The organism is Seohaeicola sp. 4SK31 (assembly GCF_028802875.1).
Lineage (GTDB): Bacteria > Pseudomonadota > Alphaproteobacteria > Rhodobacterales > Rhodobacteraceae > Seohaeicola.
This window is the reverse complement of record NZ_JARAMP010000011.1, coordinates 19,110-40,730: the sequence shown is the minus strand read 5'-3', so window position 1 is coordinate 40,730 and position 21,621 is coordinate 19,110. Positions and strand designations below refer to the sequence as shown.

The 21,621-nt window shown below is 60.3% G+C and carries 19 protein-coding genes; 13 read left to right on the top strand and 6 right to left on the bottom strand.

Annotated elements, in window-relative coordinates; genetic code table 11:
- Positions 1-2 precede the first annotated feature (2 nt).
- From mnmG to PVW27_RS10710, 4 genes are read left to right on the top strand one after another with little or no spacing between them, the layout of a single operon-like run.
- Positions 3-1,880 (top strand): tRNA uridine-5-carboxymethylaminomethyl(34) synthesis enzyme MnmG, encoded by a 1,878-nt coding sequence (gene mnmG / locus PVW27_RS10725; RefSeq protein ID WP_274557567.1) that lies wholly within the window; start codon positions 3-5, stop codon positions 1,878-1,880.
- Complete coding sequence (gene rsmG, locus PVW27_RS10720) at positions 1,877-2,494, top strand: 16S rRNA (guanine(527)-N(7))-methyltransferase RsmG (protein ID WP_274557565.1); 618 nt, start codon at positions 1,877-1,879, stop codon at positions 2,492-2,494. The genes mnmG and rsmG overlap by 4 nt, the downstream gene beginning before the upstream one ends.
- Positions 2,487-3,314 (top strand): ParA family protein, encoded by an 828-nt coding sequence (locus PVW27_RS10715; RefSeq protein ID WP_274557564.1) that lies wholly within the window; start codon positions 2,487-2,489, stop codon positions 3,312-3,314. The genes rsmG and PVW27_RS10715 overlap by 8 nt, the downstream gene beginning before the upstream one ends.
- Positions 3,311-4,219: a ParB/RepB/Spo0J family partition protein gene (locus PVW27_RS10710; RefSeq protein ID WP_274557562.1), complete on the top strand. Its 909-nt coding sequence runs from the start codon at positions 3,311-3,313 to the stop codon at positions 4,217-4,219. The genes PVW27_RS10715 and PVW27_RS10710 overlap by 4 nt, the downstream gene beginning before the upstream one ends.
- Positions 4,220-4,224: 5 nt before the next feature.
- On the opposite strand, the gene hemW is transcribed toward PVW27_RS10710, so the two are convergent.
- The 3 genes from hemW to rph are packed head-to-tail and all read right to left on the bottom strand — an operon-like array spanning position 4,225 to position 6,692.
- Positions 4,225-5,412 carry a radical SAM family heme chaperone HemW gene (gene hemW / locus PVW27_RS10705; protein WP_274557560.1) on the bottom strand — a complete coding sequence of 396 codons (1,188 nt, stop codon included), beginning with the start codon at positions 5,410-5,412 and terminating at the stop codon, positions 4,225-4,227.
- Positions 5,375-5,983, bottom strand: coding sequence for an RdgB/HAM1 family non-canonical purine NTP pyrophosphatase (rdgB, locus tag PVW27_RS10700; protein ID WP_274557558.1), 609 nt, complete (start codon positions 5,981-5,983; stop codon positions 5,375-5,377). Before rdgB ends, hemW begins: the two co-directional genes overlap by 38 nt.
- Complete coding sequence (gene rph / locus PVW27_RS10695) at positions 5,976-6,692, bottom strand: ribonuclease PH (protein ID WP_274557557.1); 717 nt, start codon at positions 6,690-6,692, stop codon at positions 5,976-5,978. Before rph ends, rdgB begins: the two co-directional genes overlap by 8 nt.
- A 115-nt stretch (positions 6,693-6,807) precedes the next feature.
- On the opposite strand from rph, the gene hrcA reads away from it, so the two are divergent.
- Together hrcA and PVW27_RS10685 are read left to right on the top strand one after the other, a co-directional pair.
- Complete coding sequence (hrcA, locus tag PVW27_RS10690) at positions 6,808-7,872, top strand: heat-inducible transcriptional repressor HrcA (RefSeq protein ID WP_274557555.1); 1,065 nt, start codon at positions 6,808-6,810, stop codon at positions 7,870-7,872.
- Positions 7,873-7,881: 9 nt separating this feature from the next.
- On the top strand, positions 7,882-8,445 hold the full coding sequence (locus PVW27_RS10685; protein ID WP_274557553.1) for a nucleotide exchange factor GrpE: 564 nt from the start codon (positions 7,882-7,884) through the stop codon (positions 8,443-8,445).
- 33 nt (positions 8,446-8,478) lie between these two features.
- Here the strand turns inward: PVW27_RS10685 and mutS are convergent, their stop codons facing one another.
- The gene (mutS, locus tag PVW27_RS10680; protein ID WP_274557742.1) at positions 8,479-11,094 is read right to left on the bottom strand and encodes a DNA mismatch repair protein MutS; all 2,616 of its coding nucleotides are present in this window, start codon (positions 11,092-11,094) and stop codon (positions 8,479-8,481) included.
- A 163-nt stretch (positions 11,095-11,257) separates the two neighbouring features.
- Here mutS and PVW27_RS10675 point away from each other — a divergent pair, with 163 nt between their 5' ends.
- From PVW27_RS10675 to PVW27_RS10660, 4 genes are read left to right on the top strand one after another with little or no spacing between them, the layout of a single operon-like run.
- Positions 11,258-13,513, top strand: coding sequence for an NADP-dependent malic enzyme (locus PVW27_RS10675; protein WP_274557551.1), 2,256 nt, complete (start codon positions 11,258-11,260; stop codon positions 13,511-13,513).
- Between the two features lie 19 nt (positions 13,514-13,532).
- Positions 13,533-14,411 (top strand): ribokinase, encoded by an 879-nt coding sequence (locus tag PVW27_RS10670; protein ID WP_274557550.1) that lies wholly within the window; start codon positions 13,533-13,535, stop codon positions 14,409-14,411.
- A 57-nt stretch (positions 14,412-14,468) separates the two neighbouring features.
- On the top strand, positions 14,469-15,377 hold the full coding sequence (locus PVW27_RS10665; RefSeq protein ID WP_274557548.1) for a D-amino acid aminotransferase: 909 nt from the start codon (positions 14,469-14,471) through the stop codon (positions 15,375-15,377).
- Between the two features lie 2 nt (positions 15,378-15,379).
- A complete protein-coding gene (locus tag PVW27_RS10660; RefSeq protein ID WP_274557546.1) occupies positions 15,380-16,093 on the top strand; it encodes an HAD family hydrolase in 714 nt (237 codons plus the stop codon).
- 54 nt (positions 16,094-16,147) lie between these two features.
- Here PVW27_RS10660 and PVW27_RS10655 read toward each other — a convergent pair whose 3' ends face one another.
- Positions 16,148-17,374, bottom strand: a complete 1,227-nt coding sequence (locus tag PVW27_RS10655; RefSeq protein ID WP_274557545.1) for an argininosuccinate synthase — start codon at positions 17,372-17,374, stop codon at positions 16,148-16,150.
- A 120-nt stretch (positions 17,375-17,494) separates the two neighbouring features.
- On the opposite strand from PVW27_RS10655, the gene ilvA reads away from it, so the two are divergent.
- The gene (ilvA, locus tag PVW27_RS10650; protein WP_274557543.1) at positions 17,495-18,733 is read left to right on the top strand and encodes a threonine ammonia-lyase IlvA; all 1,239 of its coding nucleotides are present in this window, start codon (positions 17,495-17,497) and stop codon (positions 18,731-18,733) included.
- A 2-nt stretch (positions 18,734-18,735) separates the two neighbouring features.
- Here ilvA and PVW27_RS10645 read toward each other — a convergent pair whose 3' ends face one another.
- Entirely contained in the window at positions 18,736-19,332 is a 597-nt protein-coding gene (locus PVW27_RS10645) for an HD family hydrolase (protein ID WP_274557542.1), read from the bottom strand.
- A 176-nt stretch (positions 19,333-19,508) separates the two neighbouring features.
- On the opposite strand from PVW27_RS10645, the gene ahcY reads away from it, so the two are divergent.
- Entirely contained in the window at positions 19,509-20,897 is a 1,389-nt protein-coding gene (gene ahcY / locus PVW27_RS10640; protein WP_274557540.1) for an adenosylhomocysteinase, read from the top strand.
- A 168-nt stretch (positions 20,898-21,065) separates the two neighbouring features.
- Positions 21,066-21,407 carry a DUF2853 family protein gene (locus PVW27_RS10635; RefSeq protein ID WP_274557538.1) on the top strand — a complete coding sequence of 114 codons (342 nt, stop codon included), beginning with the start codon at positions 21,066-21,068 and terminating at the stop codon, positions 21,405-21,407.
- The last annotated feature ends 214 nt before the right edge of the window (positions 21,408-21,621 follow it).

Sequence of the window (21,621 nt, the reverse complement as noted above, 5' to 3'; positions counted from 1 at the left end):
GAATGTTTCACGTGAAACAATCTGAGTTCGATGTCATCGTCGTCGGCGGTGGCCACGCTGGTGCGGAAGCGGCCCACGCTTCCGCGCGCATGGGTGCGCGGACGGCCCTCGTTACATTGACGCGCGCCAGCATTGGTGTGATGTCCTGCAATCCTGCCATCGGCGGGTTGGGCAAAGGCCATCTTGTGCGCGAGATCGACGCGATGGATGGTGTCATGGGCCGTGTGGCGGATCAGGCGGGGATACAGTTCCGCCTCCTGAACCGCAGGAAAGGCCCAGCCGTTCAGGGTCCGCGCGCGCAGGCCGACCGTAAGGTCTATAGAACCGTCATGCAATCCGAACTGTCCCGCCTGGAAGGCCTGACCATTTTGGAGGGGGAGGTCATCGATTTCCTCATGAAGGGTGATCAGGTGCTGGGTATCAGGCTTGCCGATGGCAGCGACCTGTCCGCCAGGGCTGTTGTCCTGACCACCGGGACCTTCTTGCGCGGCGTGATTCACATAGGTGATGTGTCACGCCCCGGCGGACGGATGGGAGACAAGCCCTCGATACCTCTGGCTGAACGGATCGACAGCTTCGGGCTCCCGCTCGGGCGTCTGAAAACTGGCACACCGCCCCGCCTCGACGGACGCACGATCAACTGGGATGCGCTGGAAGAACAGCCCGGCGATGATGAGCCTGTCCTCTTCTCCTTTTTGTCCAAGACGCCGTTCCTGCGCCAGGTGCCGTGTGGCATCACCCATACAAACGAGCGTACGCATGAGATCATCCAGCAGAACCTCGCGCGCTCGGCGATGTATGGCGGCCATATCGAAGGCATAGGGCCGCGCTATTGTCCGTCGATCGAGGATAAGGTGGTCCGATTCGCAGACAAAACCTCGCATCAGGTGTTTCTTGAGCCTGAAGGGCTGGACGATCACACTGTTTACCCCAATGGCATTTCAACATCTTTGCCCGAAGATGTTCAGCACGCGTATGTGCGATCTATGCTTGGCTTGGAGAACGCGGTCATCCTTCAACCCGGCTATGCGATCGAATACGACTATGTCGACCCGCGCGCGCTCGATATGCGTCTGGCTGTGAAGTCGGTGCCGGGTTTGTTCCTCGCCGGCCAGATCAACGGGACAACCGGTTATGAAGAGGCGGCGGCACAGGGCCTCGTCGCCGGACTGAACGCGGCCGCGGCCGCTTTGGATCGCGAGCCGGTGCATTTCAGCCGGTCTGACAGCTATATCGGGGTGATGATTGATGACCTTGTCTCACGCGGCGTGTCGGAACCTTACCGCATGTTCACGTCGCGGGCCGAGTTTCGGCTGTCCCTGCGCGCGGACAACGCGGATCAACGGCTGACACCAAAAGCCTTGGCGCTTGGTTGCGTCGGTCAGCAACGAGAGGCTGTCTTCAAACGCAAGATGGACGCACTCTCGTCCGGCCGGGCTCTTCTGGATTCCAGCACACACACACCCAAGGCACTGATATCTCTCGGATTATCCATGAACCAGGACGGATCCCGGCGCAGCGCCTTCCAGCTTCTGGCGTTTCCGGAGGTGACCTTTGATCACCTCTTGCAACTCGACCCGGCGTTGTCTGCAATCGACCACGAGGCGCGCGAGCAACTCGCCAAAGACGCGCTCTACGCGAATTACATTGATCGGCAGCAGCGCGACATTGATGTGATGCGCCGAGATGAGATGCAGGAGATCCCGGCGGATTTCGAATTTGCCGGAATCGACGGTCTCTCGAACGAGTTGAAGATGAAACTTGGGCGGGTGCGCCCGTCCAATCTGCATCAAGCGGCAAAGATTGACGGCATGACCCCTGCGGCTCTGACGCTGCTTCTTGCCAAACTTCGGCAAGCCAGACGGGAGCGGTCGGCGTGACCAGACCCACCGCAGAGCAGTTGAATGTTTCACGTGAAACATTCGCGCGGTTGGAGATCTTTGTCGATTTGCTCGAAAAGTGGACCCCCAAGATCAACCTGATCTCGAAGGGGAGTGTCCCCGCCATCTGGTCGCGGCACGTTATTGATTCCATGCAGGTCTATCGTCACGGCCCTGAAACGTTCGATCACTGGGTCGATCTGGGCAGTGGCGGTGGACTGCCGGGGCTTGTGATTGCGATCATGGCTGCCGAAAACCCTGCGCAGAAAATGGTGACTCTCGTTGAAAGCGATGGCCGCAAGGCCGCCTTTCTGCGCACCGCTCTCAGAGAGACGGCCGTGCCTGGCCGGGTTGTGTGCGAAAGGATCGAGTCGCTGCCGCCGCAGAAGGCCGATATCGTTTCGGCACGGGCGCTGGCAGACCTCGGGGTGCTGCTGGGCTATGCGCAGCAGCATCTTTCCGCAGGGGGCGTCGCCTTGTTCTCGAAGGGCGTCAGCTGGGAAAAAGAGGTCGAATTGGCACGCGGCGAGTGGTCATTCGATCTGCAGGTCCTTAAAAGTGAAACGGAAGAAGGGTCCGTTATCTTGAGAATCGGAGATATTGCGCGTGTCTGATCCGTTGCGCCCGCATGGGCCGAGAATTATCGCCATTGCCAACCAGAAGGGCGGCGTCGGAAAAACGACCACGACCATCAATCTGGGCGCGGCACTGGCGCGGCTGGGGTGCAAGATCTTGATTGTCGACCTCGATCCGCAGGGCAACGCATCGACAGGCCTGGGAATCGCGACAGATGATCGGGAGTACACGACCTATGAGCTTTTGCTCGATGATGTCTCTTTGTCAGAGGTCATCAAACCGACGGAAACGCCCGACTTGCACATCGTTCCGGCAACCGTCGATCTCAGCTCGGCAGATGTTGAACTTGTTTCGAACGAAAAAAGAAGCTTTCTGCTGCACGATGCCTTGCGGCAGTTCACGATGGACGATCTGGGCTATGACTACATCCTGATTGACTGTCCGCCTTCGCTCAATCTGTTGACGGTCAATGCGATGGTCGCGGCCCATTCGATCTTGGTGCCGCTGCAATCAGAGTTTTTCGCGCTTGAGGGTTTGTCGCAGCTGATGTTGACGATCCGCGAGGTTCGGCAAACGGCGAATTCCGCGCTGCGAATCGAAGGTGTTGTGCTGACCATGTATGACATACGCAACAACTTGTCCCAGCAGGTTGAGGCTGATGCCAGAGAAAACCTTGGCGAGCTGGTATTCCGCACCGTGATCCCGCGAAATGTGCGGCTGTCCGAGGCGCCGTCCTTTGCGAAATCGGTTCTGGATTATGATCCCGAGTCGAAGGGGGCACGTGCCTATGTCGCGCTTGCCGAAGAATTATTGAAGAATCATGGCCGCGTGGCCATAGCGGAAGGGGTCGCCACATGAGTGATAACAAACCCAAAACGCGTGGGCTGGGGCGCGGCTTGTCCGCGTTGATGGCCGATGTCGCGGCGCAAGACGAGCGGATCTCGGATGCCGGGCAGCCGCGCCGGCCTGACCTTCTGGTTCCGATCGAGAAAGTTTTCCCGAACCCGCAACAGCCACGGCGCAGCTTCGGGGCCGAACAGCTCGAAGATCTTGCCGCCTCGATTCGTGAAAAGGGCGTCATTCAGCCATTGATCGTGCGCCGTCGCGCAGGCGAAGATGGCACGTTCGAGATCGTGGCCGGTGAACGCCGGTGGCGTGCCGCGCAAATGGCGCAACTTCACGAGTTACCGGCTCTGGTGCGGGATTTCGATGATACCGAAGTTCTGGAAATTGCGATCATCGAGAATATCCAGCGCGCAGACCTCAATCCAGTGGAAGAGGCTGTCGGCTACAAGCAGTTGATGGAAAAGTTCGGGCACACACAAGATAAGCTATCTGCAGTCCTTGGGAAAAGCCGAAGCTACATCGCCAATCTTGTGCGCTTGCTGCAATTGCCCGAGGAGGTCCAGACCTATCTTCGCGACGGTCAGCTGTCCGCCGGCCACGCGCGGGCCTTGATCACGGCACAGGATCCAGCCGCCCTGGCGCGCAAGGTGATTCAGCTTGGACTATCCGTGCGCGATACAGAGCGTCTGGCCAAGAAGGCGGCCGGCGACGCTGTCGCGCAAGACGATGCACAGCCCAAGGCGCGCAAAGCCACCGAAAAGGACGCAGATACGCGGGCCCTTGAGGGGGATCTGTCGGCCAATCTTGGGATGAAAGTCACGATCCAGCATGACAAGGGGCAGGAATCGGGTCTGATCTCGATCCGATACACGTCCCTGGATGAGCTGGACGATCTTTGCCAGAAACTGGGCTCCTGACCGGATCAGTCGGCCAGAAGGTCTGACAGGATCGCGTTCAGGACCATCCGCCCTTGGCGTGTCACTTTCAGCGCGGTGGCTGTTGTTTCGACCATGCCAATCTCTTGCAGATGTGTGAGTCGGGCAGCGGGCAAGTCACGACCGGCCAGCGCAGCATACCGCGACGGATCTATGCCTTCCGACAGGCGCAGACCCATCATCAGGAACTCGCTGGCCTGATCTTCGCCGGTCAGCGCCGTTCTCTCTTTCTCACCAAAGCCATGATCGACAGCGTCCAGCCATTTGCCCGGATTGCTCCATGCCTCTGTGGCGTGGCGCTGGCCATTCAGGGTCAGCCGACCATGGGCACCCGGTCCGATCCCGATATAGTCCCCATACCGCCAATAGACCCTGTTGTGCCGCGACTCGGCCCCGGATCGTGCATGATTTGACACTTCATAGGAAAGAAAACCTGCATCCTCGCAGATATCCTGCGTCACCTGGTACATGTCCGCTGACAGATCATCCTGCGGCAGACCTTTGAGCTTCCCCCGGGCATAACGATCACCAAAGGCAGTGCCTTCCTCGATCGTCAGCTGATACAGGGACAGGTGATCTATTGCCATCCCAAGTGCTTGTTTCAACTCGCTTTTCCAAGACTCAAGCGTCTGATCCTGCCGCGCATAGATCAGGTCGAAACTCACTCGTTCGAACTGTTGGCGGGCAACGTCAAACGCAGCCAACGCCTCGGCAGTAGAGTGAATGCGTCCCAAACGCTGCAGATCACGATCGTTAAGTGCCTGAATTCCCATGGAAACCCGGTTCACGCCCGCCTCTGCATAGGCTTTGAACCGTCCCGCTTCGACCGAGCCGGGATTGGCCTCCAGCGTCACTTCCAGATCATTGGCGCGCGGCCAATGTTGTCTGATCCGGTCCAGCACACCATGCACGACCTCGGGATTCATCAGGCTGGGTGTGCCGCCCCCAAAAAAGACCGAGGTCAGCACACGGCCGGGTGTCAGCGCAGCATAGCGATCAATCTCGGCCAGATAGGCGCGCAGCCAGCGAGATTGGTCAATCTCGCGGGCAACATGGCTGTTGAAATCGCAATAGGGGCATTTGGCCTGACAAAACGGCCAGTGCACATAGATGGCGAAGCCGCCCTTTTGCCAATCCTCAGGCAAAACAGCCTGCAACCAGTTTTCTGAAGGCATCGGCGCGGTGGCTGATGCGGTTCTTTTCCCAACGGTCCATCTCGCCAAAGGTGATGTCATATCCATCCGGCTGGAAAATCGGATCATAGCCGTGACCCTGATCGCCCCGCATGGGCCAGACAACCTGACCCGGCATCACGCCCTCGAACACCTCGTCATGACCATCCGGCCAAGCCAGAACCAGGGTGCAGCAAAACCGCGCGGTTCTGGGATGGGGTGCGGCAATAGCCTCCAGTTCGTCATGCGCGCGGGTCATCGCCATCACGAAATCCCGGCCCTGTGGGGTTTCAGCCCAATCAGCGGTATAAACCCCCGGCGCACCGTGCAGCGCATCAATGGCAATACCTGAATCATCAGCCAAAGCCGGAAGGCCCGTGGCCTGCGCGGCGGCATGGGCCTTGATCCGGGCATTCCCGATGAAATTGTCCTCGGTCTCGGCCGGCTCGGGGAGGTTCATCTCGGCAGCGCCGACAACCGCAACGCCGAAAGGCGCGAGAAGATCGGCGATCTCCTCAAGCTTGCCCTTGTTGTGCGTCGCGACAAGCAGACGGCTGCCCGAGAATTTACGCATCGACCGCAGCCCGCTGTGCCGCCACCAGATCCTTGACGCCAAGTTCCGCCAGATCCAGCAGTTCGTTCATCTGGGCGCGCGAATAGGTGGCGCCCTCTGCCGACATCTGCACTTCGATCAATCGGCCACTGGCCAGCATGATGAAGTTTCCATCCACACCCGCTTCGCTATCTTCGGGGTAATCCAGATCCAGAACCGGCTGACCGGCATAAATCCCGCAGGATACGGCCGCCACGGGCTCGATCAGCGGGTCACTGATCACGGCACCGGATTTCATCAGCTTGTCCACGGCAAGGCGCAACGCGACCCAACCCCCGGTGATCGACGCGCAACGGGTGCCGCCATCGGCCTGGATGACATCGCAATCCACGGTGATCTGCCGTTCGCCCAACGCCACGCGATCCACGCCAGCGCGCAACGAACGCCCGATCAGGCGCTGAATCTCGACTGTGCGGCCACCTTGCTTGCCGGTCGTCGACTCGCGGCGCATCCGGCTTGTGGTCGACCGCGGCAGCATGCCATACTCGGCCGTCACCCAGCCAAGCCCGGTTCCCTTGATGAAAGGCGGGACGCGATCCTCAATAGTCGCTGTACACAGGACATGGGTATCCCCCATGCGGATCATGCAGGAGCCTTCCGCATGTTTCGTGACGCCCGTTTCGATTGAAATCGGACGCATTTCGCTTAATTTTCTGCCAGAGGGGCGCATGTCGGAACCTTTCCTGAGTTGACCGAGGGGATACAGCCCGCAGCGCCCGAAACGCAAGCATGATTGACCTTTGACCCCCATGCTCTTTAATGGCGATCCATCAGGGAAGCCCGACATGAAAGAAGGAACCTCCATCCTCGACGAGATGAACGACCGGTCGCGCGAAGTGTTCCGTCGCGTCGTCGAAGGCTATCTGGAAAGCGGCGACCCCGTCGGAAGCCGCACCCTTACCCGCAGCATGAGCGAAAAGGTCAGCGCCGCGACCATTCGCAACGTCATGCAGGATCTGGAGTATCTGGGCCTTCTGGGCAGCCCCCATGTCAGCGCGGGCCGGATACCGACTCAGCGTGGTTTGCGAATGTTCGTGGATGGTCTGCTTGAAGTCGGCGATCTGAACGCGCAGGACCGTCAGAAGATAGACGAGACGATGGGCAGCAACACCTCCGATGTGGGCGGCATGCTGGACCGGATCAGTACCGCGCTGTCCGGTGTCACCCGCGGTGCATCCTTGGTGCTGGCCCCGAAACACGAGGCCCCGATCAAACATGTGGAATTCGTCAGCCTCGGGCATGACCGTGCCCTTGTCGTGCTGGTCTTTGCCGACGGACATGTGGAGAACAGGATCTTCACACCGCCCGCAGGTCAGACTCCCTCGTCGATGCGCGAGGCCGCGAACTTCCTGAACGCCCTGATCGAGGGCAAGACCCTGTCCGACCTGCAAACGGCGATCCGCCGAGAGATCGACGCCCGTCGTCAGGAAATAGACGGTCTGGCACATGCCATGGTCGAAAGCGGTCTGGCCGTCTGGGCCGGTGAAGGCGAGGCGCCTGAACGCCTGATCGTGCGAGGGCGCGCCAATCTGCTGCATGTCGCTGGCGGGGATGAGGAGTTGGACAGGATTCGCACCTTGTTCGATGATCTGGAGCGGAAGAAGGATATTGCCGAATTTCTTGATCTGACCCAGCAAGGCGAAGGAGTCCGCATTTTTATTGGCTCAGAGAACAAACTTTTCTCACTTTCGGGTTCCTCTTTGGTTGTCAGTCCATATATGAACGCTGATCGTAAGATCATCGGCGCGGTTGGTGTCATCGGACCCACGCGCCTGAACTATGGACGGATTGTGCCGATCGTGGACTACACGGCACAGCTGGTCGGCAGAATGATATCCGACCGGAGCTAGAGGTGAGTGATGGCAGAGCCGAAAAAAGACGATTTCCTTGACGACATCGAAGCCGCCGAGGCCGAGGAATATGCCGAGGATTCGATGGAATACAGCGATGAGGCGATCGAGCTGGACAGCCTTCGGGCTGAACGTGATGAGCTGAAAGATCGGTTCATGCGTGCTCTGGCCGATGCCGAGAATGCGCGCAAACGGTCTGAAAAAGACCGCCGCGAAGCCGAGCAATATGGCGGGTCCAAGCTGGCACGCGATCTGTTGCCGGTGCATGACAACCTCAAGCGGGCACTTGAAGTCGCAACCGAGGAGCAGCGCGCCGCCTTCGGACCGCTTCTGGAAGGTGTCGAGCTGACCCTGCGCGAATTGCTCAGCGTGTTCGGCAAGCACGGGATCACCGTGATCACGCCGCAAGTGGGCGACAGGTTCGACCCGCAACTGCATCAGGCAATGTTCGAAGCACCAGTCCCCGGCACCAAGGCGGGTGACATCATTCAGGTTTCGGGCGATGGGTTCATGCTCTACGACCGCCTTCTGCGTCCCGCGCAGGTTGGTGTGTCGTCAATGCCCGCGAACTGACCGCGACTCGATCAGAAGACAAAGGCGTCGCGGTCAGGACTGCGACGCCTCTTTCAATTCATAGAGCAGCTGCAACGCCTCACGCGGACTCAGCTCGTCCGGATGAATGGCGTTCATCCGCTCCTCCAGCTTCGACACTTTCGGCTTTGCCGGCGGAGGAGGGGGTGCCGCCATCGAAAACAGCGGCAGGTCGTCGATGATCGCCTTCTGTTTGCCCGCACCCTCGCGCTCGCCCTTCTCCAAGGCATCCAGAACCACGCGGGCACGGTTCACCACCGCCTCGGGCAGACCTGCCAGTTTGGCCACCTGCACGCCATAGGATCTGTCCGCCGCACCCTTTCGCACCTCATGCAGAAAGATCACGTCACCCTCGAATTCCTTCACGGTCACCGTGGCGTTATCCACCCGTGGCAACTTGCCCGCCAGCGCAGTCAATTCGTGGTAGTGGGTCGCGAAAAGCGCGCGGCAGCGGTTCGCGTCATGCAGATGTTCCAGCGTCGCCCATGCGATGGACAACCCGTCATAGGTCGCGGTGCCGCGCCCGATTTCGTCCAGGATCACCAGCGCATGATCATCGGCCTGATTCAGGATCGCGGCAGTCTCGACCATCTCGACCATAAAGGTGGACCGCCCCCGCGCCAGATCGTCAGACGCTCCCACGCGACTGAACAACTGGCTCACCAGTCCGATCTCGGCCCGTGTTGCAGGCACGAAACTGCCCATCTGCGCCAACAGCGCGATCAACGCGACCTGTCGCAGAAAGGTGGACTTGCCCGCCATATTCGGCCCGGTCAGCAGCCAGATATCCGACCCATCGCCCAGGTCGCAGTCATTGGCCACGAACGGCACGCCACCTTGCTTGCGCAGGGATTGTTCCACAACCGGATGCCGCCCACCTTCGATCAAAAGACGGCGTGATCTATCGACATGAGGCCGCGTCCAGTTCTCGCCCCGCGCCAGATCGGCCAGGGCGCTGGCCAGATCCAGGTCCGACAAGGCCCGCGCCGTGGCGCTGATCCGGGCTGCACTGTCCAGAATGGCTTGCCTCAGCACGGAATAGAGCCGCTTTTCAATCTCAAGCGCGTGGCCACCGGCATTGAGGATGCGGGTTTCCATCTCGGTCAGATCCGGCGTGGTGAACCGCAACTGGTTCGCCGTGGTTTGGCGGTGACGGAACATATCCGACAAGGGTTCCGACAGCATCCGCTCGGCATGGGTGGCGGTGACTTCGATGAAATAACCCAGCACGTTGTTGTGCTTGATCTTCAGCGACGGAATTCCGGTCTGCCCTGCATAATCCGTCTGCATCCGCGCGATGACCGACCGCCCCTCATCCCGCAGGCTGCGCATCTCATCCAGTTCGGCGTCATACCCCGCCGCGATGAAGCCGCCATCCCGCACCAGAAGCGGCGGTTCCGCGACAAGGGACTGTCCCAACAGATCCAGCAACTCCCCATGGCCACGCAGATCGGTTGCCGACTCCGCGAACAGCGTTGGCAATTCCTGCCTATCGATCAGCCCCGCGATGCGGTCTGCTTGCTCCAATCCGTTGCGGATCGCCGCCAGATCGCGCGGCCCGCCCCGATCCAGCGCCAGTCGTGACAGGGCACGGTCCAGATCAGGCACTTTGCGCAGCGCGTCCCGCAAATCAGCACAAAGGCGACCGTTCTCAAAAACGAAAGCAACCGAATCAAGCCGATCCTGCACGATCTGAAGATCCCGCGACGGGCTGGACAGCCGCCGCTCCAGCAACCGCGCACCCCCTGCCGTCACGGTCCGGTCGATGGCCGACAACAGCGATCCCGCCCGCCCGCCTGACAGGGCGTGTGTCAGTTCCAGATTGCGCCGCGTGGCTGCGTCAATCTGCATTACCCCCGCCTCGGCCTCGCGCAGGGGTGGGCGCAGAAGCGGAAGTTTGCCCTTCTGCGTGATGTCCAGATATTCAACCACGGCCCCGAGAGCCGAAACTTCAGCACGGCTGAAGGTGCCAAAGGCATCCAGCGACCCGATTCCATACAAGGCGCAAAGCCGCTTCTCCGCGCCCGTGCTGTCAAAGGCCGCGCGGCCCAAAGCCGTCAGGGACGCGCCAGATTCAGTCACGATTCCCGCCAGATCAGCCTCGGCGGCTTCGGATACAACGACTTCCGATGGCATCAGGCGGGCCAGTTCCGGCCCCAACCTGACCGGTGACAAGGGCATCACATGACATTCGCCGGTCGAAATATCGACCCATGCCAGCGCCGCTTCATCACGCACCAGCGCATAGGCACAAAGATAGTTGTTCCGCCGCGCTTCCAGCAAGGTTTCCTCGGTCAGCGTGCCCGGAGTCACCAGCCGGACTACATCGCGTTTCACGACGGATTTCGCGCCGCGTTTCTTGGCCTCGGCCGGGTCCTCCAGTTGTTCGCAAACCGCAACCCGGAATCCTTTACGGATCAGGGTCAGCAGATACCCTTCCGCGGAATGAACCGGCACGCCACACATGGGGATGTCCTGCCCCTCATGCTGCCCACGTTTTGTCAGCGCGATGTCCAGCGCCTGCGACGCGGCCACCGCATCGTCGAAGAACATCTCGTAAAAGTCGCCCATCCGATAGAATAGCAAGGCACTCGGATACTGTGCCTTGATCCCCAGATACTGCGCCATCATCGGCGTCGCGGCGGCATAATCAGATGTCACGGAAGCTCCCTCGGTTGCCCGCCAGACCTTACAAATCCCGCCCATGTGGTGAAAGCCGAAAACGCAAAAGCGTTGAGGCGCGCGGACGGGCAGGATATGACGCCTAGACCCGCAAGATAAACAGGCCAGGCACATGACAAAGACCAGATTGACCCGCGAAGAGGCTTTGGCCTTTCACATGGAGCCGACCCCCGGCAAGTTCGAAGTGACGGCGACCGTCCCGATGGCGACCCAACGGGATCTGTCTCTGGCCTATTCTCCCGGCGTCGCCGTTCCCTGCGAAGAGATCGCGGCAGCGCCGGAAACCGCCTATGACTATACCAACAAGGGCAATCTTGTGGCTGTGATCTCCAACGGCACAGCCGTTCTGGGATTGGGAAACCTTGGGGCGCTGGCCTCCAAGCCTGTGATGGAAGGCAAGGCGGTTCTGTTCAAACGCTTCGCCGATGTGAACAGCATCGACATCGAACTGGACACCGAAGATCCCGAAGCCTTCATCAACGCCGTGCGGCTGATGGGCCCGACCTTCGGGGGTATCAACCTTGAAGATATCAAGGCGCCTGAATGTTTCATCATTGAACAGCGCCTGAAAGAGGTGATGGATATTCCCGTCTTTCACGACGATCAGCACGGCACCGCCGTAATCTGTGCCGCCGGCCTGATCAACGCACTGCATTTGTCCGGCAAGAAGATCGAGGATGTGCGCATCGTCCTGAACGGGGCAGGGGCCGCGGGGATCGCCTGTCTGGAGCTGCTCAAGTCCATGGGCGCAAAGCAGGACAACTGCATCATGTGCGATACCAAAGGCGTGATCTATCAAGGCCGCACTGATGGCATGAACCAGTGGAAATCGGCCCATGCCGCGCGCACCGATCTGCGCACGCTGCAAGAGGCGATGAAGGGCGCGGATGTGTTTCTTGGTGTGTCAGCCAAGGGTGCGGTGACGGCGGCGATGGTCGAATCCATGGCCCCCGATCCCGTGATTTTCGCCATGGCCAACCCTGATCCCGAAATCACCCCCGAAGAAGCCCACGCCGTCCGCCCCGATGCAATCGTTGCGACGGGGCGTTCGGACTACCCCAATCAGGTCAATAACGTCCTTGGTTTCCCCTATCTTTTCCGGGGTGCGCTGGACATCCACGCCCGCGCCATCAACGACGAGATGAAAATCGCCTGCGCCGAAGCACTGGCCGCCCTCGCGCGTGAGGATGTGCCGGACGAAGTCGCCATGGCCTATGGCAAGAACCTCAGCTTTGGACGGGATTACATCATCCCGACGCCCTTCGATCCGCGTCTGATCTATCGCATTCCGCCCGCCGTGGCGCGGGCCGGGATGAAGACGGGCGCGGCGCGCCGTCCCATCATCGACATGGATGCCTACGAAGTCAGCCTCAAAGGACGCATGGACCCCACCGCCAATATCCTGCGCGGCATCCACGCCCGCGCGCGGGCCAATCAGGCGCGCATGATCTTTGCCGAAGGCGATGATCCGCGTGTTCTGCGCGCTGCCGTCACCTATCAACGCTCCGGTCTGGGCAAAGCGCTGATCGTCGGCCGCGACTATGATGTGAAGGCCAAGCTGGAAGCCGCCGGAATGGCCGACGCCGTGGCCGAGCTTGAGGTGGTCAACGCCGCCAATACCCCGCATCTCGAGGTTTACAAGGAATTTCTGTATCAACGCCTGCAACGCAAAGGCTTTGACCGGCACGACGTGCACAGGCTGGCCGCGCGCGATCGCCACGTGTTCTCCGCCTTGATGCTGGCCCATGGACATGGGGATGGTCTTGTCACCGGTGCCACGCGAAAGGCGGCCCACGTGATGGACCTCATCAACCACGTTTTCGACGCAGATGCCGCGCATGGGGCGGCGGGTGTGACGGCGCTGCTTCACAAGGGGCGGATTGTCCTTATTTCGGATACGCTGGTGCATGAATGGCCGGACGAAAACGATCTGGCCACCATTGCCGAACGCGCCGCCGATGTGGCGCGTGATCTGGGGCTGGAGCCGCGCGTGGCCTTCGTCAGCTTCTCGACCTTCGGCTATCCCCGCTCTGAGCGGGCGGAAAAGATGCATCGCGCGCCGAAGGTTCTGGAAACCCGCGGTGTCGATTTCGAGTTCGAAGGCGAGATGACCGTCGATGTTGCATTGAACCCGCGCGCGCAGGCAGCCTATCCGTTCCAGCGGCTTACGGGCCCCGCGAACATTCTGGTCGTGCCCGCCCGCCATTCCGCCTCGATTTCGGTCAAACTGATGCAGGAAATGGCCGGGGCGACAGTAATCGGGCCGATCCTGTCTGGCGTGGATGCATCCATCCAGATCTGCTCGACCAGTTCGACGGCGAATGACATCCTCAACATGGCGATGCTGGCCGCCTGCAAGACAGGCTGACCGGCGAAACGGGGGCGATATGGCAATCTACAATCTCGGCTCGATCAACGCCGATCTGCTGTATTCCGTCCCGCATTTGCCACGACCGGGCGAAACCCTTGCCGCAACCGGATTTCGGCGGGGCCTGGGCGGCAAGGGTGCGAACATGTCCGTCGCAGCAGCCCGCGGCGCGGCGCGGGTTGTCCACATCGGCGCAGTTGGCGACGATGGGCGCTGGGCGCGTGACGTGCTGACCGAATACGGGGTGGATACGCGGCATATCGCGGTAGTCGCGCAGGCCACCGGCCACGCGATTGTCCTTCTGGACCCTGTAGGAGAGAACACGATCGTCATCTCTCCGGGTGCCAATCATACGCTGACCGAGAATCATATCGGTCTGGCGCTGGCCGAGGCATCGCCGGGTGACATTCTTCTGATGCAGAACGAAACCAATTTACAGGCGTTTTGCGCCAGAACAGGCTCCGATCTTGGCCTGCGTGTCGTCTATGCTGCGGCTCCGTTCGACGCGGATGCGGTGCGGGCCGTGTTGCCGCGTATCGACATGCTGATCCTGAACGCGGTCGAGGCGGATCAACTGACAGTGGCACTGGGCAAAAGGCCCGAAGACCTGGGTCTACCCGATGTGATCGTGACGCTGGGGGCGCAGGGCTGCCGTTGGTATCATGCGGCCACACGGCAGATACGCGATTTTCCGGCACTGCCGGTTACCCCTGTCGATACTACTGGCGCTGGCGATACCTTTACCGGATACCTGTTGGCCGGTCTGGATCGTGGCATGCCGATGGAGCAGGCGATCGCTCTTGCAACCCAGGCCGCCGCGCTGATGGTGATGCGGGTCGGCACCGCCGATGTGATCCCAGACCTGCTCGAGATCCAGCAGATGAAACTCTCGCGTTAAAGCCGTCTTTCCGCCGCCCCTGTTCCGGTCTACCCTGACTGAAAACAGGAGAGGCGGATGACCGATCACGTAACCACCCATCAAGCGGCCGAGGATGCCCGGAACGAAACCATCCGGATCTGGCTGAACGGTCGCATCGTGCCCAAGGCCGAGGCCGTGGTCAGTGTCTATGACAGCGGCTTCATGCTGGGTGACGGCGTGTGGGAAGGGATCCGCCTCTATAACGGCAAATGGGCCTTTATCGGCGAACATATGGACCGTTTGTTCGAAGCAGCCAAAGCCATTGATCTGGATATCGGACTGACGCGGGAACAGGTGATTCAAGCCGTATTAGACACACAGTCTGCCAATGGCATGAACGAGGATGCCCATGCCCGCCTGATGGTCACACGCGGTGTCAAGACGCGCCCCTTCCAGCACCCCAAGCTATCGCAGCAAGGGCCGACGGTCGCGATCATCATGGAACATTCCAAGCCCAGCATTCCGCGCCCGATCCGGCTGGCGACCGTGCCGCATCTGCGCGGATTGCCGATGACACAAGATCCAAAGCTGAACAGCCACTCCAAGCTGAATTGTATCCTTGCCTGCATTGCCGCCGAAAAGGCCGGCGCCGATGAGGCGTTGATGCTGGATGTGCATGGCTTCGTGAACACGACCAACGCCTGCAACTTCTTCATCGTCCGCAAGGGCCAAGTCTGGACCAGTACCGGCGACTATTGCATGAACGGAATCACGCGGCAAAAGGTGATCGACCTGTGCCGTGAAAACGGAATCCCGGTGTTCGAGAGGAACTATTCGCTTGTCGACACCTACGGCGCGGATGAGGCGTTTCTGACCGGCACATTCGGCGCGCAGACTCCTGTCGGCATGATCGACGGACGGCAGATCGGTGACGGGCAGATGGGGCCACTCACCAAGCATATCAGAATGCTATATCAGGCACTGATCCAGCGGGAAACGGCCTGATCATGCGGATCGCCATGTGGTCGGGTCCACGCAATCTATCGACGGCGATGATGTATGCCTTTGGCGCGCGCCCTGATTTTGCGGTGGTGGACGAACCTTTCTACGCCGCTTATCTGGCGCGGACGGGTCTGGATCATCCGATGCGCGATCAGATCATCGAGTCGCAACCAACCGACCCCAATACGGTGGCAGCGACTCTGACAGGGCCGGTTCCGGGCGGAAAGCCTCATTTCTACCAGAAACACATGACCCAGCACATGATCCCCGGCGTTCCACGCAACTGGTTCGGACAGGTGCGCCATGTGTTTCTAATCCGGCACCCCGCGCGGGTCGTGGCCAGTTTTGGCGCGAAATACGACAACCCCACGCTGGCCGATATCGGCTTCGCCCAGCAGACCGAGATCTTCGATGAATTGACCGCGCAAGGTATCGTTCCGCTGGTGATCGACTCCGCCGATATCCGCCGCGACCCGCACGGGATGCTGGCACGGTTATGCGCTGCGCTCGATTTGCCCTTCGATCCCGCGATGCTGTCCTGGCCCAAAGGCGGGCACCCTTCGGACGGGGTCTGGGCGCCGCATTGGTATGGGGCCGTCCATGCCTCAACCGGGTTTGCCCCGGCCGAAGGTCCGCCACCGACCCTGACAGGTTCCGCTGGCGATCTGGTCGCGCAAGCCCTGCCATATTACCATCGCCTTGAGGGGCTCAAGCTCTGACCCCAAGCAAAAGGGCGGCCGAAAGCCGCCCTTCACGCCAAATCAGTGTCTAATTCAGCCTTTGACGCGGCGGTTCCGCGTGGCGATCAGCTTCAGCCGCAGCGCGTTCAACCGAATGAACCCCTGCGCGTCCTTCTGATCATAGGCCCCGGCATCGTCCTCAAACGTCACATGCGCTTCGGAATACAGGCTGTGATCCGACCAACGCCCCACGCAGGTCGCCAGACCCTTGTAAAGCTTCAGCCTGACGGTCCCGGTCACGTGTTCCTGGCTCTTGTCGATCAAGGCTTGCAGCATCTCACGCTCGGGGCTGAACCAGAACCCGTTATAGATCAGCTCTGCATAGCGCGGCATGATGCTGTCCTTCAGGTGGCCCGCACCGGCATCCAGCGTGATCTGCTCGATCCCGCGATGCGCCTCAAGCAGGACAGTGCCGCCGGGCGTTTCATAGATGCCGCGCGATTTCATGCCGACAAAGCGGTTCTCCACGAAATCCAGCCGCCCGATGCCATGCTTGCCGCCCAGTTCGTTCAGCTTGGTCAGGATCGTCGCCGGGCTCATCGCCTCGCCATTGATCGCCACGGCATCGCCCTTTTCGAAGCTGACTTCGATGTATTCGGGCGTATCCGGCGCATCCTCGGGCGCAACGGTGCGCTGATAGACATATTCCGGGGCCTGCTCGGCCGGGTTCTCCAGCGCCTTACCCTCGGACGAGGTGTGCAGCAGGTTCGCATCCACGCTGAACGGCGCCTCGCCGCGCTTGTCCTTGGCAATCGGGATCTGGTTCGTTTCGGCAAATTCGATCAGCTTGGTCCGGCTGGTCAGATCCCAGATGCGCCAAGGCGCGATCACCTTGATCTCGGGGTTCAGCGCATAGGCGGACAGTTCGAACCGCACCTGATCGTTCCCTTTGCCTGTCGCGCCATGCGCCACGGCGTCGGCCCCGGTTTCGGCGGCAATCTCAACCAGACGCTTGGAAATCAACGGCCGCGCGATCGAGGTGCCCAGCAGATACAGCCCCTCATACAACGCGTTGGCGCGGAACATCGGAAAGACGAAATCGCGCACGAATTCTTCGCGCACGTCTTCGATATAGATGTTCTCGGGCTTGATCCCCAGAAGCTCGGCCTTGGCGCGGGCAGGCTCCAACTCCTCACCCTGACCCAGATCGGCGGTAAAGGTCACGACCTCGCAACCATACTCTGTTTGCAGCCATTTCAGGATGATCGAAGTATCAAGGCCGCCGGAATAGGCCAGCACGACTTTCTTGGGCGCGGACATGTGTTTTTCCCCACTGAATGCGTTTTGCGGCGATTACCGGGTTTTGTGACGCAGGGCAAGGTGGCGACACGGGCGCAGCTTTGGCTTGCGCCACGGGGCAAGCTGCGCCAGAGATCGCTTATGACCCAGTTTCAAGATCAGGCCCGCGCAGCCGAACGCGCCATGCGCGAGGTTTTCCCCGCAACGCCGCTGCTGCGCAACGCGCATCTGTCCGACCGGTTCGAGGCCGATATCTGGCTCAAGCGCGAGGATCTGTCCCCCGTCCGCTCCTACAAGCTGCGCGGCGCCTTCAACGCGATGCGCAAGGTTCTGGCCGCTGATCCGGGCAGGCGGCTGTTCGTCTGCGCCTCGGCAGGCAACCACGCGCAGGGCGTGGCCTTCATGTGCCGCCATTTCGGGGTGAAGGGCGTGATTTTCATGCCCGTCACCACGCCGCAGCAGAAAATTCAGAAAACCGGCATGTTCGGCGGCGACGCGGTCCAGATCAAACTCAAGGGAGACTATTTCGACGATACGCTTGCCTCGGCGCAGAAATTCTGTGCCGAACAGGGCGGTCACTTCCTGTCCCCCTTCGACGATGCTGACGTGATCGAAGGGCAAGCCTCCGTCGCCGTCGAAATCCTCGAAGAACTGGGGCAGGTGCCCGATCATATCCTGCTGCCCGTGGGCGGCGGCGGTCTGTCCGCCGGCGTCCGCAGTTTCTTTAGCACCCAGCCGGGTTACACCTTCGTCGAACCTTTGGGCGGCGCCAGCTTTCAGGCGGCCCTTTCCGCCGGACGACCCGTGATGCTGGACAAGGTCAATACCTTCGTCGACGGCGCGGCGGTCGCCTGTATCGGCACCCAGACCTTTGCCCGGCTCAAGGATGTCGATCCGCATGACGTTGTGACGGCACCCGAAGACCGGATCTGCACCACCATCCTCGAAATGCTCAATGTCGAAGGTATCGTGCTCGAACCCGCAGGCGCGCTTGCGGTCGATGCGCTTGTCGATGTCGCGGATCGGATCAAGGGCAAGACCGTCGTCTGCGTCACCTCGGGCGGCAACTTCGATTTCGAACGCCTGCCGGAAGTCAAGGAACGGGCGCAGCGCTATTCCGGCGTGAAGAAATACTTCATCCTGCGGATGCCGCAGCGACCGGGCGCCCTCAAGGAATTCCTCAACATCCTTGGCCCTGATGACGACATCGCCCGCTTCGAATATCTCAAGAAGTCGGCGCGCAACTTTGGATCGGTCCTGATCGGGATCGAAACCACCGAGGCGCAGAATTTCACCTCGCTTCTGTTCAAGCTGAACAAGGCGGGCTTCACCTATCGCGACATCACCAATGATGAAACGCTGGCCGAGTTCCTGATCTGACGTCAGCCGATCTCGGCCAAAAGCGCATGATGCCGCGCGGTATAGTCATTGCGCACAGACACGGGCGGGCGCAAATGGATCGAAAGCCCACGGATCAGTGACTGTTCCGGCCTACTGAAAAGCTTATCCGCCTCCGCCTCGGTGAACCCCGCAATGGCCACGGCCTCCATCCACGCGCTGATGCGGTCCGCCTGCTTGATCTGCTTCTTGATCGCCGCGGGGATCGTGGCCGGCAGCCCGAAGCGGATATGAATCGCGGCGGTCAGCCGGGTGTCCAGATCCTCATAGCCCGGACCGACAGCCGATTTGACCGGGCTGATCATGTCGCCGATCACATATTCCGGCGCATCATGCAGCAGCGCGGCCAACTGCCATCTGGGCGAAATGCCCGGTGTCATCCGGCTGAACAGCGTTTCGACCAGCAATGAATGCTCCGCGACGGAATAGGCATAATCCCCCCGCGTCTGCCCGTTCCAGCGCGCCACGAAAGCCAGCCCATGTGCGATATCCTCGATCTCGATATCCACCGGGGTCGGGTCCAGCAGGTCAAGGCGGCGACCCGACAGCATCCTTTGCCAGGCACGTGGTGGTTTCGGCATCTTGCGGCTCCTGTAGGGGTGCGTCGTCTTTATGGTCCGCTTGCGCGATCCGGTGCAAGTCGATGCCTCTCAGAGCATGACATCTTCGCAAGCCGGGCTATGTTGCAGCAGCGTTGTGGCACGGATCAAAGAATGATACGGCCAGCCGCAAAAGAGTTCTGATGAAGGGTGCCCAGATGGCCAAAGATTACATCGTCAAGGATATCGCGCTTGCCGCTTATGGCCGCAAAGAGCTGGATATCGCTGAAACCGAAATGCCGGGCCTGATGGCCTGCCGTGCCGAATACGGCGACAGCAAGCCGCTGAAAGGCGCGCGGATCGTCGGTTCGCTGCACATGACGATCCAGACCGCAGTTCTGATTGAAACGCTCGTGGCGCTGGGCGCAGATGTGCGCTGGGCGTCCTGCAACATCTTCTCGACCCAGGATCACGCGGCGGCGGCGATCGCGGCTGGCGGCACGCCGGTTTTCGCGGTCAAGGGTCAGACATTGGAAGAGCATTGGGATTACCTCGACAAATCCTTCATGTTCCCCGAAGGCGCGAACATGATCCTCGACGATGGCGGCGACGCGACGCTCTACGTCCTTCTCGGTGCGCGCGCCGAGGCGGGTGAGGACATCATCCCCGTCCCGCAATCCGAGGAAGAAGAGGTCATCAAGGCCCAGATCAAGAAGCGCATGGCCGCAAGCCCCGGCTGGTTCACCAAGACCCGCGCAGCGATCAAGGGCGTGTCCGAGGAAACGACGACCGGCGTTCACCGCCTCTATGATCTGCACAAGAAGGGCCTGCTGCCCTTCCCCGCAATCAACGTGAACGACTCCGTGACCAAGTCCAAGTTCGACAACAAATACGGCTGCAAGGAATCGCTGGTCGACGGCATCCGCCGCGCGACTGACACCATGATGGCTGGCAAGGTTGCCGTCGTCTGCGGTTACGGCGATGTGGGCAAAGGCTCCGCCGCCTCGTTGCAGGGTGCGGGTGCACGGGTCAAGGTGACCGAAGTCGACCCGATCTGCGCGTTGCAAGCCGCCATGGACGGGTTCGAGGTTGTTCTGCTGGAAGACGTGGTCAGCACAGCGGATATCTTCATCACCACCACCGGCAACCGCGACGTGATCCGCATCGAGCATATGCGCCAGATGAAGGACATGGCCATCGTCGGCAATATCGGCCATTTCGACAACGAGATTCAGGTGGCCGCCCTCAAGAACCACAAGTGGACCAACATCAAGGAACAGGTCGACATGATCGAGATGCCCTCGGGCAATCGTATCATTCTGCTCTCCGAGGGTCGTCTGCTGAACCTTGGCAACGCAACCGGCCACCCGTCCTTCGTGATGTCGGCCAGCTTCACCAATCAGGTTCTCGCCCAGATCGAGCTCTGGACAAAGGGTCACGACTACAAGCCCGGCGTCTATATCCTGCCCAAGGAACTGGACGAAAAGGTGGCGCGCCTGCATCTGGACCGGATCGGCGTGAAACTGACCAAGCTGGACCCTGAACAAGCCGCCTATATCGGCGTGTCGCCAGAAGGCCCCTTCAAGTCCGAGCATTATCGCTACTGATCTGCGCGACCATACCTCTGCCAACGGCCCGCTGAAATGCGGGCCGTTTTGCTTTGGACCATTCGATAAAATCGTTGTGTGTTGTCACAGACTCGGTAACGTTCTCGTGGGGCCGAGGGGCCGCGCCGTCCTTTGGACTGACATGATTATCGAAAAGGGAGCTTGAGTATGGGAAAGCGTGACGATCTGATTGCCAAATATGCTGACGATCTGAAGAACAAATGTGGCATGCAGCCCGATATGGACTTGTTGACCAAAGTCACCATCGGCTGCGGCCCGGCGATTTATAACGCGGATTCCTCGACCGTCGCGGGGACGCAGGAAGGCGAGCTGGAAACCGTCAAGACCAACTTTCTGATGAAGAAGCTGGGCCTGCCGGATAGCCCCAAGCTGATGGAAGCGATCCATTCCGTCATCGAAACCTATGGCAAACCCGAACGGAACAAATACCGGGTCGTCGTGTATTACATGCTGACCAAGCATTTCGGCAAAGAAGCCGTCTACAAATAAGGGTCTGACGGACCACAAGAAAGCGCCTGCCAACCGGCAGGCGTTTGTTTGAGGCAAATTTTCGGCACTTCGGATTTGCCGGGTCTTTGCGTCCCGTGTAGTCTCGACCTATCGGGCCAGTATGGCCGGAGCCTTTTCTAAAGTTCACGTGTGGTGTGTAGGGAGCACGTGGGGTCGCGGGGGGTTCTGGCTTTGGCCGGTTCTCCCCGCGTAT

Coding starts and splice junctions, on each gene's coding strand:
- hemW (WP_274557560.1), bottom strand. CDS start 5,412: ATGCCTTCAGAAAACTGGTTGCAGGCTGTTTTGCCTGAGGATTGGCAA.
- PVW27_RS10675 (WP_274557551.1), top strand. CDS start 11,258: ATGACAAAGACCAGATTGACCCGCGAAGAGGCTTTGGCCTTTCACATG.
- PVW27_RS10665 (WP_274557548.1), top strand. CDS start 14,469: ATGACCGATCACGTAACCACCCATCAAGCGGCCGAGGATGCCCGGAAC.
- PVW27_RS10710 (WP_274557562.1), top strand. CDS start 3,311: ATGAGTGATAACAAACCCAAAACGCGTGGGCTGGGGCGCGGCTTGTCC.
- hrcA (WP_274557555.1), top strand. CDS start 6,808: ATGAAAGAAGGAACCTCCATCCTCGACGAGATGAACGACCGGTCGCGC.
- mnmG (WP_274557567.1), top strand. CDS start 3: ATGTTTCACGTGAAACAATCTGAGTTCGATGTCATCGTCGTCGGCGGT.
- PVW27_RS10685 (WP_274557553.1), top strand. CDS start 7,882: ATGGCAGAGCCGAAAAAAGACGATTTCCTTGACGACATCGAAGCCGCC.
- PVW27_RS10655 (WP_274557545.1), bottom strand. CDS start 17,374: ATGTCCGCGCCCAAGAAAGTCGTGCTGGCCTATTCCGGCGGCCTTGAT.
- ahcY (WP_274557540.1), top strand. CDS start 19,509: ATGGCCAAAGATTACATCGTCAAGGATATCGCGCTTGCCGCTTATGGC.
- PVW27_RS10635 (WP_274557538.1), top strand. CDS start 21,066: ATGGGAAAGCGTGACGATCTGATTGCCAAATATGCTGACGATCTGAAG.
- ilvA (WP_274557543.1), top strand. CDS start 17,495: ATGACCCAGTTTCAAGATCAGGCCCGCGCAGCCGAACGCGCCATGCGC.
- mutS (WP_274557742.1), bottom strand. CDS start 11,094: ATGATGGCGCAGTATCTGGGGATCAAGGCACAGTATCCGAGTGCCTTG.
- PVW27_RS10670 (WP_274557550.1), top strand. CDS start 13,533: ATGGCAATCTACAATCTCGGCTCGATCAACGCCGATCTGCTGTATTCC.
- PVW27_RS10660 (WP_274557546.1), top strand. CDS start 15,380: ATGCGGATCGCCATGTGGTCGGGTCCACGCAATCTATCGACGGCGATG.
- rdgB (WP_274557558.1), bottom strand. CDS start 5,983: ATGCGTAAATTCTCGGGCAGCCGTCTGCTTGTCGCGACGCACAACAAG.
- PVW27_RS10645 (WP_274557542.1), bottom strand. CDS start 19,332: ATGCCGAAACCACCACGTGCCTGGCAAAGGATGCTGTCGGGTCGCCGC.
- rph (WP_274557557.1), bottom strand. CDS start 6,692: ATGCGCCCCTCTGGCAGAAAATTAAGCGAAATGCGTCCGATTTCAATC.